Origin of the sequence: Leifsonia aquatica, assembly GCF_014190775.1 — a bacterium.
Lineage (GTDB): Bacteria > Actinomycetota > Actinomycetes > Actinomycetales > Microbacteriaceae > Leifsonia > Leifsonia aquatica.
Genome location: NZ_JACHVP010000001.1, coordinates 1,851,566 through 1,865,627 on the forward strand (window position 1 = coordinate 1,851,566; position 14,062 = coordinate 1,865,627).

Annotated in this window: 13 protein-coding genes; 1 reads left to right on the forward strand and 12 read right to left on the reverse strand. The window is 71.9% G+C overall.

The features are described from left to right. Window positions 1-23: 23 nt before the first annotated feature. From mfd to FHX33_RS08905, 3 genes are read right to left on the reverse strand one after another with little or no spacing between them, the layout of a single operon-like run. Complete coding sequence (gene mfd / locus FHX33_RS08895) at window positions 24-3,641, reverse strand: transcription-repair coupling factor (protein ID WP_183428358.1); 3,618 nt, start codon at window positions 3,639-3,641, stop codon at window positions 24-26. A gap of 10 nt (window positions 3,642-3,651) precedes the next feature. Then, on the reverse strand, window positions 3,652-4,347 hold the full coding sequence (locus FHX33_RS21565) for a 4'-phosphopantetheinyl transferase superfamily protein (protein WP_183428359.1): 696 nt from the start codon (window positions 4,345-4,347) through the stop codon (window positions 3,652-3,654). Window positions 4,348-4,383: 36 nt separating this feature from the next. After that, window positions 4,384-5,088 (reverse strand): alpha/beta fold hydrolase, encoded by a 705-nt coding sequence (locus FHX33_RS08905; RefSeq protein ID WP_021758385.1) that lies wholly within the window; start codon window positions 5,086-5,088, stop codon window positions 4,384-4,386. A 143-nt stretch (window positions 5,089-5,231) separates the two neighbouring features. On the opposite strand from FHX33_RS08905, the gene FHX33_RS08910 reads away from it, so the two are divergent. Next, window positions 5,232-5,843, forward strand: coding sequence for a hypothetical protein (locus FHX33_RS08910; RefSeq protein ID WP_221209338.1), 612 nt, complete (start codon window positions 5,232-5,234; stop codon window positions 5,841-5,843). Between the two features lie 80 nt (window positions 5,844-5,923). Here the strand turns inward: FHX33_RS08910 and pth are convergent, their stop codons facing one another. The 9 genes from pth to FHX33_RS08955 form a co-directional block, all read right to left on the reverse strand. Further along, window positions 5,924-6,523 (reverse strand): aminoacyl-tRNA hydrolase, encoded by a 600-nt coding sequence (gene pth, locus FHX33_RS08915; RefSeq protein ID WP_039921222.1) that lies wholly within the window; start codon window positions 6,521-6,523, stop codon window positions 5,924-5,926. Window positions 6,524-6,532: 9 nt separating this feature from the next. Next, window positions 6,533-7,144, reverse strand: coding sequence for a 50S ribosomal protein L25/general stress protein Ctc (locus FHX33_RS08920; protein ID WP_021758382.1), 612 nt, complete (start codon window positions 7,142-7,144; stop codon window positions 6,533-6,535). A 179-nt stretch (window positions 7,145-7,323) separates the two neighbouring features. Further along, window positions 7,324-7,824, reverse strand: coding sequence for a gluconokinase (locus FHX33_RS08925; RefSeq protein WP_338042881.1), 501 nt, complete (start codon window positions 7,822-7,824; stop codon window positions 7,324-7,326). Window positions 7,825-7,889: 65 nt separating this feature from the next. After that, on the reverse strand, window positions 7,890-8,990 hold the full coding sequence (locus tag FHX33_RS08930; protein WP_338092009.1) for a zinc-binding dehydrogenase: 1,101 nt from the start codon (window positions 8,988-8,990) through the stop codon (window positions 7,890-7,892). Then, entirely contained in the window at window positions 8,987-9,757 is a 771-nt protein-coding gene (locus tag FHX33_RS08935; RefSeq protein ID WP_021762977.1) for an SDR family oxidoreductase, read from the reverse strand. Before FHX33_RS08935 ends, FHX33_RS08930 begins: the two co-directional genes overlap by 4 nt. Continuing rightward, a complete protein-coding gene (locus FHX33_RS08940) occupies window positions 9,754-10,512 on the reverse strand; it encodes a fumarylacetoacetate hydrolase family protein (RefSeq protein WP_183428360.1) in 759 nt (252 codons plus the stop codon). The genes FHX33_RS08935 and FHX33_RS08940 overlap by 4 nt, the downstream gene beginning before the upstream one ends. Next, complete coding sequence (locus FHX33_RS08945; RefSeq protein ID WP_039921010.1) at window positions 10,512-11,942, reverse strand: MFS transporter; 1,431 nt, start codon at window positions 11,940-11,942, stop codon at window positions 10,512-10,514. Before FHX33_RS08945 ends, FHX33_RS08940 begins: the two co-directional genes overlap by 1 nt. Window positions 11,943-12,112: 170 nt before the next feature. Continuing rightward, window positions 12,113-12,913: an IclR family transcriptional regulator gene (locus FHX33_RS08950; protein ID WP_021757956.1), complete on the reverse strand. Its 801-nt coding sequence runs from the start codon at window positions 12,911-12,913 to the stop codon at window positions 12,113-12,115. A 27-nt stretch (window positions 12,914-12,940) separates the two neighbouring features. Then, complete coding sequence (locus FHX33_RS08955) at window positions 12,941-13,993, reverse strand: D-2-hydroxyacid dehydrogenase (protein ID WP_039921008.1); 1,053 nt, start codon at window positions 13,991-13,993, stop codon at window positions 12,941-12,943. Window positions 13,994-14,062: the final 69 nt, after the last annotated feature.

The window sequence follows — 14,062 nt, forward strand, 5'->3', positions numbered from 1 at the left end:
CCGTTGGCAGCGCAATGCGGCGGTCAGGCGGCGGGCTCGGTCGCGGGTTCGGGGACGGGGAAGAGGGCGCCGAGGAGGGTGGCGACCCACTCGATGAGGGCGGCGTCGTCGACGGGCTCGCCGTTCACGCGCGGCAGCGGGACCATGGCGACCTTGGGCGCCGCGTGGTACTTCGACCCCGGGTACATGCGCTGCAGCCGCACTTGGAGGGAGTCGGGCAGGATGGCGGGCGCGAGCCGCAGGTTGGAGCCCATGGCCACGACCTCGCCGAGACCGGCCTTCTGGGCGGCGCGGCGGAGGCGGGACACGGCGACGAGGTTCAGCACCTGCACGGGCGGCTCGCCGTAGCGGTCCGTCATCTCCTCGAGGACGAGGTCGATCTGGCCGTCCTTCGAGGTTGGCGCGCTCGCGGACGACAGCTTCTGGTAGGCCTCGAGCCGCAGCCGCTCGCTGTCGACGTACTCCTCCGGGATGTGCGCATCCACCGGCAGCTCGAGTCGCAGCTCGGTCTGCCCCTCCGCGACCTCGCCGCGGAACGTGGACACGGCCTCGCCGATCATCCGCAGATAGAGGTCGAAGCCGACGCCGGCGATGTGGCCGGACTGCTCGCCGCCCAGGAGGTTGCCCGCACCGCGGATCTCGAGGTCCTTGAGGGCGACCTGCATGCCGCTGCCGAGGTCGTTGTTGGCTGCGATCGTGGAGAGGCGGTCGTGCGCGGTCTCGCTGAGCGGCTTGTTCTCGTCCCAGAGGAAGTACGCGTACGCCCGCTCGCGGCCACGGCCGACGCGGCCGCGCAGCTGGTGGAGCTGGCTCAGGCCGTACTTGTCGGCGCGGTCGATGATGATCGTGTTCGCGTTCGAGATGTCGAGGCCGGTCTCGATGATCGTCGTCGACACGAGCACGTCGAACCGGCGCTCCCAGAAGTCGACCACGACCTGCTCCAGCGCGTGCTCGTTCATCTTGCCGTGCGCGACGCCGATGCGCGCCTCCGGCACCAGTTCGGCCAGCTTGGCGGCCGTCGCCGAGATCGAGCCGACGCGGTTGTGCACGAAGAACACCTGGCCCTCGCGCAGCAGCTCGCGCCGGATGGCGGCCGCGACCTGCTTGTCCGAGTACGGTCCGACGAACGTGAGGATCGGGTGGCGGTCCTCCGGGGGCGTCGCCAGCGTCGACATCTCACGGATGCCGGTGACGGCCATCTCGAGCGTGCGCGGGATGGGCGTCGCGCTCATCGCCAGGATGTCGACGTTGGTCTTGAGCTTCTTGAGCTGGTCCTTGTGTTCGACGCCGAAGCGCTGCTCCTCGTCGATGATGACGAGGCCGAGGTCCTTGAACGACACCCCCTCGGCGAGGATGCGGTGGGTGCCGATGACGATGTCGACCGTGCCGTCGGCCATGCCCGCCAGCGTCTCCCGCGCCTCCTTGTCGGTCTGGAAGCGGCTCAGCTGGCGAAGGTGCACCGGGAAGCCGGCGAACCGCTCGAGGAAGGTCTCGGCGTGCTGCTTGACGAGCAGCGTGGTCGGCACGAGCATCGCGACCTGCTTGCCGTCCTGGATGGCCTTGAACGCCGCCCGCACCGCGATCTCGGTCTTGCCGAAGCCGACGTCGCCCGAGATGAGGCGGTCCATCGGGATGGGCCGCTCCATGTCGGCCTTCACCTCGTCGATGGTCTGCAGCTGGTCCAGCGTCTCCGCGAACGGGAACGCCTCCTCCAGCTCGTGCTGCCAGGGCGTGTCGGGCCCGAACGCGTAGCCCTTGCTGGCCATGCGCGCGGAGTAGAGCTTGACGAGCTCGACCGCGATGTCGCGGACGGCCTTGCGGGCGCGCCCCTTCGCGGCCGACCAGTCGCTGCCGCCCATCTTGCTCAGCTGCGGGGCCTCCCCGCCGACGTAGCGGCTCAGGAGGTCGAGCTGATCGGTCGGGACGAAGAGCTTGTCGCCGGGATAGCCGCGCTTGGAGGGGGCGTACTCCAGCACGAGGTACTCGCGCTTGGACTTGACGGCGTTGCGGCCGCCGCTCGACACCTCCCGCTGCGTGAGCTCGACGAACTTGCCGATGCCGTGCGTCTCGTGCACGACGTAGTCGCCGGGCTTGAGCTGCATCGGGTCGACGACGTCCTTGCGGCGCGCGGCGAGCTTCTTCACCTGGCGCGAGTCGTAGCCGATGGTGCGGCCGTAGAACTCGCTCTCGCCCACCACGGCCAGCTTGATCTCGGGCACCTCGAAGCCGTGCTCGACGTTGGCCTTCAGGAGGTACGCGATGCCGGGCTCGGGATCGACCGGGAACTCGTCGACCGGGCGCGCGGGCAACTCGGCCTCGCCGAGCACCTGGGCAGCGCGCTCGACCAGGCCGTTGCCCTCGGCGACGACGGCGACGCGCCAGCCGTCGCGCAGGCGCGCGGCCACGTGGCCCACCGCCCCGGAGACGTTGCCCTGGAAGCTCGGGACGGCCTCCGCCGCGATGCGGACCTGGAGGTGCTCCTCGATCTCGCGATGCTCGGGCAGGATGTCGTCGGCCTGGAACCCGCTCATCGTCCACCACGGGTGGTCCTGCGCGGGCGCCCCGGGACGGCTGAACTTCACGGAGTCGTGCAGCTTCTGCAACGTGAGGAAGTCGCCCGCGGCCAGGTCGATCGGGGCCGCGGCGCCCACGGTCGCGGCGCTCCACGCTGCGGAGAGGAACTCGCGGTTCGTCTCCGCGAGGCTGACGGCGCGGGAGGCCACCCGCTCCGGGGAGAACACGGCGACGGCGGCGCCGTCGGGCAGGTAGTGGGTGAGCGGAACGAGCCGGTCGACCAGGGCGGGGGCGAGCGACTCCATCCCCTCGACCGGGATGCCCTCGCCGATCTTGGCGAGCATCCCGGACAGGCTCGGGAACTCGTGCTCCATCTCCCGCGCGCGCTGACGGACCGACTCGCTGAGCAGCAGCTCGCGGCTCGGCGGCAGCGCCACCGACGGGATGGGCTCGGGCAGGGAGCGCTGATCGGCCACCGAGAACGCGCGGATCTGCTCCACCTCGTCGCCGAAGAAGTCGACGCGATAGGGGTGGTCGGCCGTGGGCGGGAAGACGTCGAGGATGCCGCCGCGCACCGCGAACTCGCCGCGGCGCGTGACCATGTCGACGCGCGCATAGGCGAGGTCGACCAGTTGCGAGGCGAGGCCCGCGAGGTCGAAGCCGCGGCCTCCCGCGACGAGGTCGGTCGTCGCGTAGTCGGTCAGGTTGTCGGCCAGCGGCTGCAGGGCGGCGCGCACCGAGGCGACGAGGACGAACGGCTTCGTGCGGTCCCCGGTGCCCCAGTCGACGAGGCGGCGCAGGGCGGTGAGGCGCTTGCCGACGATCTCGGCGCTCGGGCTGAGGCGCTCGTGCGGGAGCGTCTCCCAGGCGGGGAACTCCACGATCTCGGCCTCGGGCAGCACGCAGGGCAGGGCGGCGCGGACGGCCTCCGATTCGCGACCCGTGGCGGTGATGACCAGCACCGCCTGCGACGCGTTCTGCTCGGCGCGGCGGCGCACGAGGCCGGCGAGCAGCGGGGCACGCAGTCCGTCTGTGAGCGAGAAGTCGGCGTCGCGGCCGGCGTACGTGAGTGCGTCAGCGAACGTGGAGGCGCGCTGAAGCGCCGTGATCAAGCCCTGGAGTATCACTCGGCAGAGTCTACGCGGCGCCCCCGACAGCGCGGAGGGGAAGGGGTGCCAGTCCGCCCGCGGCATCGATCGTCCGCCACAGCGCCGAGCCGGGCGTCGCCGCCGCCGCGGAGAACCCGTCCCCGCGGCGCGCATCCAGGCTCAGATCTCCGTGGCGCGGGAGGAGACGGGTGTCGCCCGCGAGCACGGTCAGTCCGGCGAATCCGTCGAGCTCGGCCACGCCCGCCTTCACCAGAGCCTCCTTGGCCGTCCAGGCCAGCAGGAAGACGGCCTCGGGGTCGGCGCTCTCGCTCAGGAGGCGACGTTCGGTCGCCGAGAGCACCGTGGCGATCGGATGGCCGCCACGCCGCATGCCTGTCTCGACGTCGACGCCGAGCCTCCCGGGCGCGACCGCGGCTGCGACCACCCCGTGCGCGTGCGACCAGGAGAGGTGGAGGCCGGCGGGGCTCGGTTGCGGGCGTCCGTGCGGTCCGCCGCACGTGTCGCACCGCTGGACGAGCTGCCCGGCCGCGAACGGCTCGTCGCTCAGAGCCCGATGGGCCGCCGCAGCGAGCAGTCGGGCCGCGGTGAAGTCGTCGCGATCCGCGGTGGCGCGCAGGCGGTCGCGCCGTTCTGCGGCCTCCGGCGCGAGCGGCTCGTCGGGCAGCGCCGCGAGCACCCGCGCCGTGCGCGCGACGAGCACGAGAGCCGGGCCGGAGGGGATCACGGCTTCACTGTAGGCGAGCGCCGCACGCGGGTGTGGTCAGATCCACCCGTCGAGGGCTCGCATGAAGCCCTCGTGGTCGTCGCGGTTGATGACGTGGCCCGACCCCTCGACCACGCGCACCGCGAAGCCGGCGTCGCGCAGCCCGTCGGCGACCTCCGGCTTCACCAGATGCGAGTTGTCGGCGAGCATCACGAGCGAGGGCACCATCATGGTCGTCGGCGCGCGCATGACGCTCGGCGCGAGCACGCTCGGGATGGCGGCGCGATCGAACGCGCGGAACGACTCGACCTCGATGGCGACATCGGCCGGATCCCACCGCGGATTGCGCTTGGCGATCCGCGCGGCGGACTGCCGGGCCAGGGTGCGCAGGAAGGCGGGCGCCAGCATCAACTGGAACCAGTTGGCCGCGGGGCACGAGAAGGCCGGGTCCACGTAGACGACGCGCTGCGGCCGGAGCCGTTCGACGGCGAGGCTCACGGTGAGCCCGCCGAGGGAGTGGCCCATGACGAGCTCGGGTTCGGCCGGCACCGTGTCCACGATGTCCTGCGCCATGAGCTCGGCGGAGTACTCGCCGGCTCGGCGGCTGTGCCCGTGGCCGCGCAGATCGACGGCGATCACGTGGTACCCGCGCTCGGCGAGCACCGGGCCGACCCGCCGCCAGTTGCGGGAGTCCGACATCACGCCGTGGACCAGGACCGCGTATCGGTCTCCGTGACCCCACTCGCGCGTGAACAGCTCCATGGCGCACACGGTACGACCGCGCGCTGTGCGCCGACTGAACAGTCTCCCGGCACGGCCTGTGCGCGGTTCGGACGCGATCGCGACGCCGGTATCCGCTATTCTTCGGCTCGACGGCGTGCCGGACGCCGCACAGAGGAGCCCCGATGTCCGACTCTCCCGAGCAGCAGCCTGCTCAGCCTCAGCCGTTCGTCCCGCCCGTGGCCCCGCCGCTGTTCGCCCCGCAGCAGGCGTACCCGCAGCAGCAGGCGTACCCGCAGCAGCAGCCGTACCCGCAGCAGCAGGCGTACCCGCAGCAGCAGCCGTACCCGCAGCAGCAGCCGTACCCGCAGCAGTACGGCGTGGCGCCCGGGCCCGGCTGGGCGCAGGCAGCACCGCAGCCCCCGCGATCGCGGGCCCTCGGCATCGTGTCGATGGCGCTCGCCCTGGCCGTGTTCGTGCTGTCCGTCGTCGCCTCGACCATCGTCGGGGCCGCGGCCGGGCCGCTCGCTCGGCGCACCGCGACCAGTTTCTCCTTCAATACGGGCTCCCTGTCGCCGGAGCAGGCGGAGGCGTTCGCGCCGATCGGAGTGCTCATGGGCGCGCAGATGCTGCTCGGCACTCTTCTCGGGATCGTCGCCCTGGTGCTCGGCATCGTCGCCGTGGCCACGAAGCGCGGACGCCCCTTCGGCATCGTCGGGATCGTCGCTGCGGCGGCCGCACCGATCGTGTCGTTCATCGTGTATACCGTGGTCCTCGCCGCATCGGTGCCGGCCTAGGCCCCACGCATTCGTGACGAATGTCGGGAAAGCGGCGCGCTTTCGCGACATTCGTCACGAATATCGGGAGCGCGCGGCCGTCAGCGGGCGGTGTGGAACCGGTTCTGGGCGGCCGTGAGGCCCTCGCCCGCGATCTGCTCCACCGCGTCCGCGGCGTCGCCGACGAGGATCGGGAGGTTCTTGCGCTCCTCGGCGCTGAACGCCTTGAGCACGTGGTCCGCCGCGGCCTGCGAACCGGGAGGACGGCCGACGCCGACGCGCACGCGGGTGAAGTCGCCGGTGCCGGTCGCCGCGATCACGTCGCGGACGCCGTTGTGGCCGCCGTGGCCGCCACCGTGCTTGAGGCGCACGGTGTCGAACGGGATGTCGAGCTCGTCGTGCACCACGATCAGGCGCGAGGGATCCAGCGAGTAGAAGCGCAGCAGCTGCGAGACCGGGCCGCCGGACACGTTCATGAAGGTGTTCGGCTTGGCCAGCACGAACCGCGGCCCGCCCGGGGCGAGACGCCCCTCGGCCACGGTGGAGTTCGTCTTGTGGGTCTTGAAGGTGAGGCCGCCGCGCGAGGCGAGCTCGTCAAGCACCATCTGACCCACGTTGTGACGGGTGGCGGCGTAGCCGGGCCCGGGGTTACCGAGCCCGACCACGAGCCAGGGTCCGTCCGTCGGACGGGATGATTCCATCGGGAGTGACTACTCCGCGGCCTCGGTGGCGGCAGCGTCGTCCGCAGCCTCGGCGGTCTCGTCGTCGTCGGCGCGCACGGCGGCCGGGACGAGCACGTTGAGGATGAGGAGGTCCTCGTCCTCGGCCAGGGCGGCACCCTTCGGGAGGGTGAAGTCCTTGGCGTGGAACTGGGTGCCCTCGGCGGCGCCCTCCACGTCGAGAACGATGTTCTCGGGGATGTGGGTGGCCTCGACCTCGAGACGGAGGGTGTTGACCTCGAGCACCGCGATGGTGCCCGGGTAGGGCTCGCCCTGCACGTGCACGGGGACCTCGACGGAAACCTTCTCGCCGCTCTTGATGACGATGAGGTCGAGGTGCTCGATGATCTGGAGCACCGGGTCCTTCTGGACGTCCTTGACGAGGACGAGCTGGTCCGTGCCCGCGATGTCGAGCTGGAGGACGGCGTTCGCCTTGCGGAGCAGCAGGCCGACCTGGTGCGCCGGCACGGTGACGTGCTGCGGGTCGGTGCCGTGGCCGTAGATGACGGCGGGGATCTTGCCGGCGGCGCGGATCTTGCGGGCAGCGCCCTTGCCGAAGCTGTCGCGGACCTCTGCGACGACCTTGTTGGACTCGTCAGCCATGATGTTCTCCTTGCCGGCCGGAGGCCGGGGATCGGGGCGAGCGGTGCTCGCAGTGTGGGATTGTCGACTCGAGCGCATCGAGGTGCGCGAGGAAAGACTGCGAAGCCTGCTCCACCGCGTCGATCACGGAAGCCTGCGGAACACCGCCAGCTTCCCTCGCCGAAGTTCAGTGACTGAGTCTACCGGAATTCTGCGCGGGCGCGGTCCGCGATCGTCGCGGCCAGCGCATCCGGGGTCTCGGCGATGCTCAGGCGCAGCCCGGGCTCGTCGTCCTGCAGCGGCTGGAGGGTCGCCAGCTGCGAGGCGAGGAGGGACGGCGGCATGAAATGGCCGGGGCGCACCATCCGGGCCGCCAGCTCCTGCTCGGTGCCGTCGAGCTCGGCGAAGAGGGTCGCCGGGGCGTGCGAGCGGATGCGGTCCCGGTAGACGCGCTTCAGCGCCGAGCAGGCGAGCACGAGGCCGTCGGCCGCTGCCTCGGCGAGGGTCAGCCCGACCGCGTCGAGCCATGGCTCGCGATCCGCGTCCGTCAGCGGGATGCCGGAGGCCATCTTCGCGACGTTGGCGGCGGGGTGCAGCGCATCCCCGTCCACGAAGACCACGCCGAGCCGTTCGGCGACGAGGGCGCCGACCGTGCTCTTGCCCGAGCCCGAGACGCCCATGACCACCACCAGCGGACCCACGGTCGCCCCTTCCGTTCGCGATCCCTCCAGTATGGTGCCGCGCGAGGGGAGGCTCTGCCCGGCCGTCATCGGGCGTCGCCGTCGCCGTCGCCGCTCCCCGCCCCGAACCGCAGGAGCACCTTGCCCGAGGCGGAGGCGTCGAGCGCGACCTCGAAGGCGCGCAGGGCCTCCTCGGCCGCGAACTCGTGCGTCACGATCGCGGAGACGTCGAGGGAGCCGTCGGCGAGCGCGGCGATCACCTCGTCGATCTCGTCGGCGAACCGGAACGAGCCGACCAGCTCCAGCTCGCGCGCGATCGCCCGCGCGACGGGCACCGGCTGGTCTCCGGGAGGGAGCAGACCGACGAGCACGACGCGGCCGCCGCGGGTCGCGCCGCCGATCGCCGCGGCGAGGCCGGGCGCGGTGCCGGACGACTCGATCACGATGTCGGCGTCGACGGCGGCGACGGCCTCCGCGTCGCGCGCATCGATGGTGCGGGTCGCACCCGCGGCCGCCGCGATCGATCGGGGACGTTCGTGCAGGTCGGTCGCGACGATCTCGGCCGCCCCGGCCCGGCGCAGCACGGTCACGGCGAGCGCACCGATGGGCCCGCTGCCGACCACGAGCACGCGCTTGCCGCGCACCTCCCCCGCCCGGTGGACGGCGTGCCACGCGACGGCGGCGGGCTCGGCGAGTGCGGCGGTCCGCAACGGGAGCCCGTGAGGTAGTGCCCGGAGCATCCGCGTCGGGAGGACGACCCGGTCGGCGAAGGCGCCGGCGGTGTGCGGGACGCGTGCCGCGCTGCCGAGGTAGGTCGCTCCGGGCGCGAGGTTGGGCCGGTCCTCGGGGTAGCGGGAGCCGTCGCCGGGGAGCGGTGTCGCGGGATGCACGGCGACCGGCGTGCCTGCGGCGGGCCCGGATCCATCGGCCGCGGCGGCCTCCACGACGCCGACGACCTCGTGCCCGAGCACCATCGGCGCGCGGAGGATCGACTCCCCCGCCGCTCCGTGGGTCCAGTAGTGCAGGTCGGACCCGCAGACGCCCCCGTAGGCGATGGCGATGACGGCCTCGTCGGGTGCGGGATCGGCGAGCGGGAGGTCCTCGACGCGCAGATCGCCGGCGGCATGGGCGACGACGGCACGGGTCGTGCGGGTCGTGCTGGTCGTGCTGGTCGTTTCCACCGTCACACCACCACCGTCATGCCGCCGTCGACGAAGACGACCTGGCCGTTCACGTAGTCGGAGGCCGGCGACGAGAGCCACACGGCGGGGCCGACCAGGTCGGCGACCGTTCCCCAGCGTCCGGCGGGCGTGCGCCCGACGATCCAGGCGTTGAACGCCGTGTCGTCGACCAGGTTCTGCGTCATCTCGGTGTGGATGTAGCCGGGCGCGATCGCGTTGATCTGCAGCCCGCTCGCCGCCCACTCCGCCGTCATCGCGCGGGTCAGATTGCGCAGCCCGCCCTTCGCGGCCGTGTACGGCCCGATGGTCCGGCGGGCGAGGTCGGCCTGCACGGACGCGATGTTGACGATCTTGCCGTGGCCGCGCTCGATCATGCCGCGCGCGACGGTGCGCCCGACGAGGAAGGCACTGGTGAGGTCGGTGCGCAGCACACGGTCCCAGTCCTCGCGGCTGACGTCGAGGAGCGGCTCGCGATGCTGGACGCCGGCATTGTTGACCAGGATCTCCAGCGGCCCGACCTCCGCTTCGATGCGCTCGACGGCCGCCACGACCGCGCTCTCGTCGGTGATGTCGAAGGCGAGGGCGTGGATGCGTTCGCCGTGCTCGGCCGCGAGCGCCTCCCGGGTCGCCGCGAGCCGAGCGGCGTCGAGCCCGTTGAGCACAACGGTCGCTCCGGCGGCCGCGAGGCCGTCCGCCAGCGCACGGCCGATGCCGCGACTCGAACCGGTCACGAGAGCCACGCGTCCTGTGAGATCGAAGGGGTTGGCTGTCATGCTGATCCTCTCTGGAGTCCACCGGCGGCGACCACCGGGTTGGTGAGTTCGCCGAGGCCGTCGATGCGGATCCGCGCCGTGTCCCCGGCCCCGATCGGAACGGCGGTTCCGGGGCAGCCGGTCAGCACCACGTCGCCCGGGCCGAGTTCGAGCACGCCCGTCAGATAGACGAGCAGTTCTACGACGCCGCGGGCGAGTCCGTCGACCGATCCGGTGGCGACTCCCCCGCCGGCCTCGGCGCGGATGCCGAGACCCGCGGGTTCGAGGCCGGTCTCGATCCACGGCCCGAGCGGCGTGAAACCATCACCGTTCTTGGCCTGGGTCAGGAGGGAGTCGCGCGCGATCTGGTCGACCGCCGTCACGTCGTTCCCGATCGTGAATCCGAGCACGTGCGCCGCCACGTCCTCCGCCCGCAGGTGCCGTGCGCGGCGGCGCACGACGACGGCGAGCTCCCCCTCCGCGACCACCGCGCCGACGGCCGGGTCGAGCACGATCGGATCGCCCGGCCCGACGACCGTGCGGGCCGACTTGGCGAACGCCTGCGGCGGGAGCTCCGCGTCGAGGGCGCCGGAGTTGTGCGCCATCCCGAGCACGATCCGCGGCTCGACGGGGGCCGCGAGCGGGGCATCGGCGGCGAAACGCTCACCGGTTCGGCGTGGGGCATCGGCGAACAGGTCGTCGATCGCGTGCCACTCCCCGTCCGACCATTCGGCGGGCACGGCCCCGAGGTCCGTGCGGACGCGGGTGAGCCGCATCAGCGGGTACGCGTCGCGGCGAGCGTGCGCTGGTGCTCGCGGCGCGACACCGTCGGCGAGGGCCGGCTCGTGACGTCGACGTACGAGTCGTCGATGGCGTCGGTGAGGAGGTTGAGGTCGCGGGCCCGCGTCTCCGGCGTGACGAAGGTCGCCCAGAGGGTGATCGCGGTCAGCACCAGGACGTAGATGGCGAGCGGCCACCACGAGTTCCCGAAGGCTCCGAGCAGCACGGCGCCGATCAACGGCGCGATGCCGCCGGCGAGCACCGCACTGAACTCACGCGAGATCGCGACGCCGATGTAGCGGCGGCGGTTGCCGAACAGCTCCGGGAGGGTGGCGCACTGGGCGCCGAGCATCACGTTCACGCCGACGCCGTAGGTGATGGCGAGCACCGGGATGATCAGCCACACCGAGCCCATCGACATCAGCCACCAGGCGGGGATCGCCAGGACGAGCTGGATGATCGCACCGATGCGGTAGACGCGCATGCGGCCGAAGCGGTCGCTGAGGCTGCCCGCGAACGGGATGACGAAGATGCCGAGGGCGGCGCCGATGGCGATCGCGAGCGGGCCCATCCACGGCTCGGCCCCGACCACGGTGGTCACGAAGGTCACCGCGAGGGTCTGGTACAGCGCGGATCCGCCGTTCTCGGCCATCCGCAGGCCGATGCCGCGGATGATCGTGCGCCACGACTGCGTGAACGCCTCGCCGAGCGGGTTCTTCGCAACCTGCTCCTGCGCCTCGAGGGTGATGAAGGCCGGCGACTCGCGCAGGCGGAGGCGGATGAAGATGGCGACGATGATCAGGAGCACCGAGGCCAGGAACGGGATGCGCCACAGCCAGTCGTGCACGATCTGCGGGTCCACCAGGCCGAGGAGGAAGAAGACGACCGAGGCCAGGATGGTCCCGACCATGATGCCGACGAACGGCAGCGAGGCGAAGTAGCCGCGGCGGCGCACCGGCGCGTACTCGGCCATCAGGGTAGTCGCGCCGGCCTGCTCCGCGCCGGCGCCGAAGCCCTGGAGCAGGCGCAGGATCACGAGGAGGATCGGCGCCCAGATGCCGATCTGCTCTCCCGTCGGCAGCACGCCGATCAGCGTGCTCGCCCCGCCCATGAGCGAGATCGTGACGATCAGGACGGTCTTGCGGCCGATCTTGTCGCCGAGCGCTCCGAAGAACAGGCCGCCGAACGGCCGGGCGAAGAAGCCGACCGCGTAGGTGGCGAACGCGGCGGCGACCGCGGCGCCCGGGCCGAGGGCCGGGAAGAACAGCTGCCCGAACACGAGCGCGGAGGCCAGGCCGTACAGGGCGAAGTCGTAGTACTCCAGCGCGCTTCCGACGCTGGAGGCCAGGGTGGCGCGGCGCAGATTGGCCGCGTAGTCGGGGTCGTTCGAACCGCGCAGTTCGCTCGCAGAGCGGTCAGTGCTCATGGGGGTGTCCTCCTGCACAGGACCCCGTCGGCATCGTCGCGTGACGTCGTCGCGTGACATCGTCGTCCGGGGGTCGGCTTGCACGGGCGTCGTCGCCCGCTGACGTCGACCATAACACTCTGCTGAACACGGTTCAACCCACTGAACACTTTTGGATGCGTCGGAGTGCCTCAGGTGACGATGTGGCCCGTCAGCGCCTCGGTCGCCAGGTTCATCGGGTTCGACATCCGGCGCCCGACGATGTGGAGCTCGGTGAGCAGCTCGGCGAGCACCTCGTCGGTGAACGCGGACTCCAGCAGCGAGGCGCCGAGCGCGAGCGAGACCTCACCGCTCGACTGCGGCGGGACCACGACGGCGAACCCGGCGAGCCCCGGATAGACCTCGCCGTGGTCGAGGCTGTAGCCGCGTTCGCGGGTCGCGTCGATCTTCGCGATCAGTCCGTCGAGGGAGGTCGTGGAGCGGTCGGTGAACGCCGGCCGCGTCTCGTCGTCGGCGAAGCGGCGCGCGATCTCGTCGTTGCTCAGCTCGGCGAGCAGGGCGTTGCCGACGGCAGTGATGGAGGCCGGATAGCGGGAGCCGATGCCGGCCGAGAGGCGGAACGGCGCGCGACCCACGTGCGCGCCGACATAGATGACGTGCGTCCCGTCCAGCACCGCGAGCTGCGTGCGCTCGTGTCGCAGGACCTCGGAGTCGGCGCAGGCGCGGTAGAACTCGAGCACGGGATCGAACGCGCGGAGGTACGCCCCGCCCAGCTCGACGACCTTGCGGCCCAGCACGTAGCCGGTGTCGCTGCGGCGCACCAGGCCGCCCTCCTCCAGCGCGGAGATCACGTTGAGGGTCGACGACTTCGCGGCGCCGAGGCCGCGCGCCAGCTCGCTCAGGGTCAGCGGCTCACCGAGCGCGTCGCCGAGCAGGTCGAGCACCCGCACGGCCCGCGCGACCGCGGGAGCCTTCTCTGCGGCATCGGTCATGTCGGCTCCTCATCGGTCGTCGCCGCGTCAGTAGAAGTCGACGGTGTCGACCCGGTTGCGCAGCGGGCGCCCATCCAGCAGGCGCGTGGCGTTGTCTGCGAACAATTCTGCGATGCGCCGCTCTTCGCCGGTCGTCAACGCGGCCGTGTGCGGGCTCATCAGCACGCGCGGGTGCGTCCACAACGGGCTCTCCTGCGGCAGCGGCTCGACCGCTGTGACGTCGAGGGCGGCGAAGCCGACCCGTCCGGCGTCGAGTGCGGCGAGCAAGGCCTCCTCGTCGATCACGGTGCCGCGGCCGACGTTGACCACCGTCACCCCGGGCTTCGCGGCCTCGAAGAAGGAGGCGCCCAGCATGCGCTCGGTCGCGGCCGTCCCGGGGAGGGCGACCACCACGGCGTCGACGCGGCCGGCGACCTCCGCGATCGCGGCCGGGCTCACCACCTCGTCGACGTCGGGCACGGCGCGTTCGTGACGGGAGGTCCCGATCACGTGCGCACCGAAGGCCTTCAGCAGTCGCGCGACCTCCGCCCCGATGCCGCCGAGGCCGAGGACGAGCACGGTCTGCTCGGCCAGCTGTCCCATCCCCCAGCGTCCGGGCCATTGACGGTCGCGCTGGTCCGCCGCCAGGCGCGGAAGGTCCTTCGCTCCGGCGAGCAGGCCGAACAGGGCGAACTCGGCGAGCGGCCCGCCGTGCACTCCGGCAGAGGTCGTGAAGGCGACGCGCTCCAGCTCCGCCTCGGTGAGGCCGGCGGCCTTGACGGTGCCGCCGCCTCCCGCGGCCATCGTGTGCATCCAGCGGAGGCCGGGGTTCGCGCGCACGGCGCGGGCGATCTGCGCGGCGTCGAGGTCGGGGACGCCGTACACGGCGTCGGCCGCATCGATCATCGCCTCGAAGCGCTCCTGCTGCTCGGGCGTCCGGCGGAAGGCGGGATCCCCGCCGAAATCAGCCGGGTGCCGCATCGGCGGCAGCAGCTCGGGGTCGTGGTCCAGGCGGATGCGCGGCTCGCGCTCCACCAGGAGGTCGGCGTGCTCGGGCTTCAGGGGCGTCGCCACGGCGACGCGGAGCTCGGTTGTGGTCACCTTCGTCCTCACTGTCTGCGGGGTAGAGTCCGGTAGACGGACACAGTCTATCAAGAATTCACTCTACTG

Excerpts from the sequence above, each read along its gene's own strand:
- FHX33_RS08945 (WP_039921010.1), bottom strand. The coding sequence starts at position 11,942 with ATGAGCACTGACCGCTCTGCGAGCGAACTGCGCGGTTCGAACGACCCC.
- FHX33_RS08935 (WP_021762977.1), bottom strand. The coding sequence starts at position 9,757 with ATGACAGCCAACCCCTTCGATCTCACAGGACGCGTGGCTCTCGTGACC.
- FHX33_RS08910 (WP_221209338.1), top strand. The coding sequence starts at position 5,232 with ATGTCCGACTCTCCCGAGCAGCAGCCTGCTCAGCCTCAGCCGTTCGTC.
- FHX33_RS08905 (WP_021758385.1), bottom strand. The coding sequence starts at position 5,088 with ATGGAGCTGTTCACGCGCGAGTGGGGTCACGGAGACCGATACGCGGTC.
- FHX33_RS08940 (WP_183428360.1), bottom strand. The coding sequence starts at position 10,512 with ATGCGGCTCACCCGCGTCCGCACGGACCTCGGGGCCGTGCCCGCCGAA.
- FHX33_RS08920 (WP_021758382.1), bottom strand. The coding sequence starts at position 7,144 with ATGGCTGACGAGTCCAACAAGGTCGTCGCAGAGGTCCGCGACAGCTTC.
- FHX33_RS08950 (WP_021757956.1), bottom strand. The coding sequence starts at position 12,913 with ATGACCGATGCCGCAGAGAAGGCTCCCGCGGTCGCGCGGGCCGTGCGG.
- pth (WP_039921222.1), bottom strand. The coding sequence starts at position 6,523 with ATGGAATCATCCCGTCCGACGGACGGACCCTGGCTCGTGGTCGGGCTC.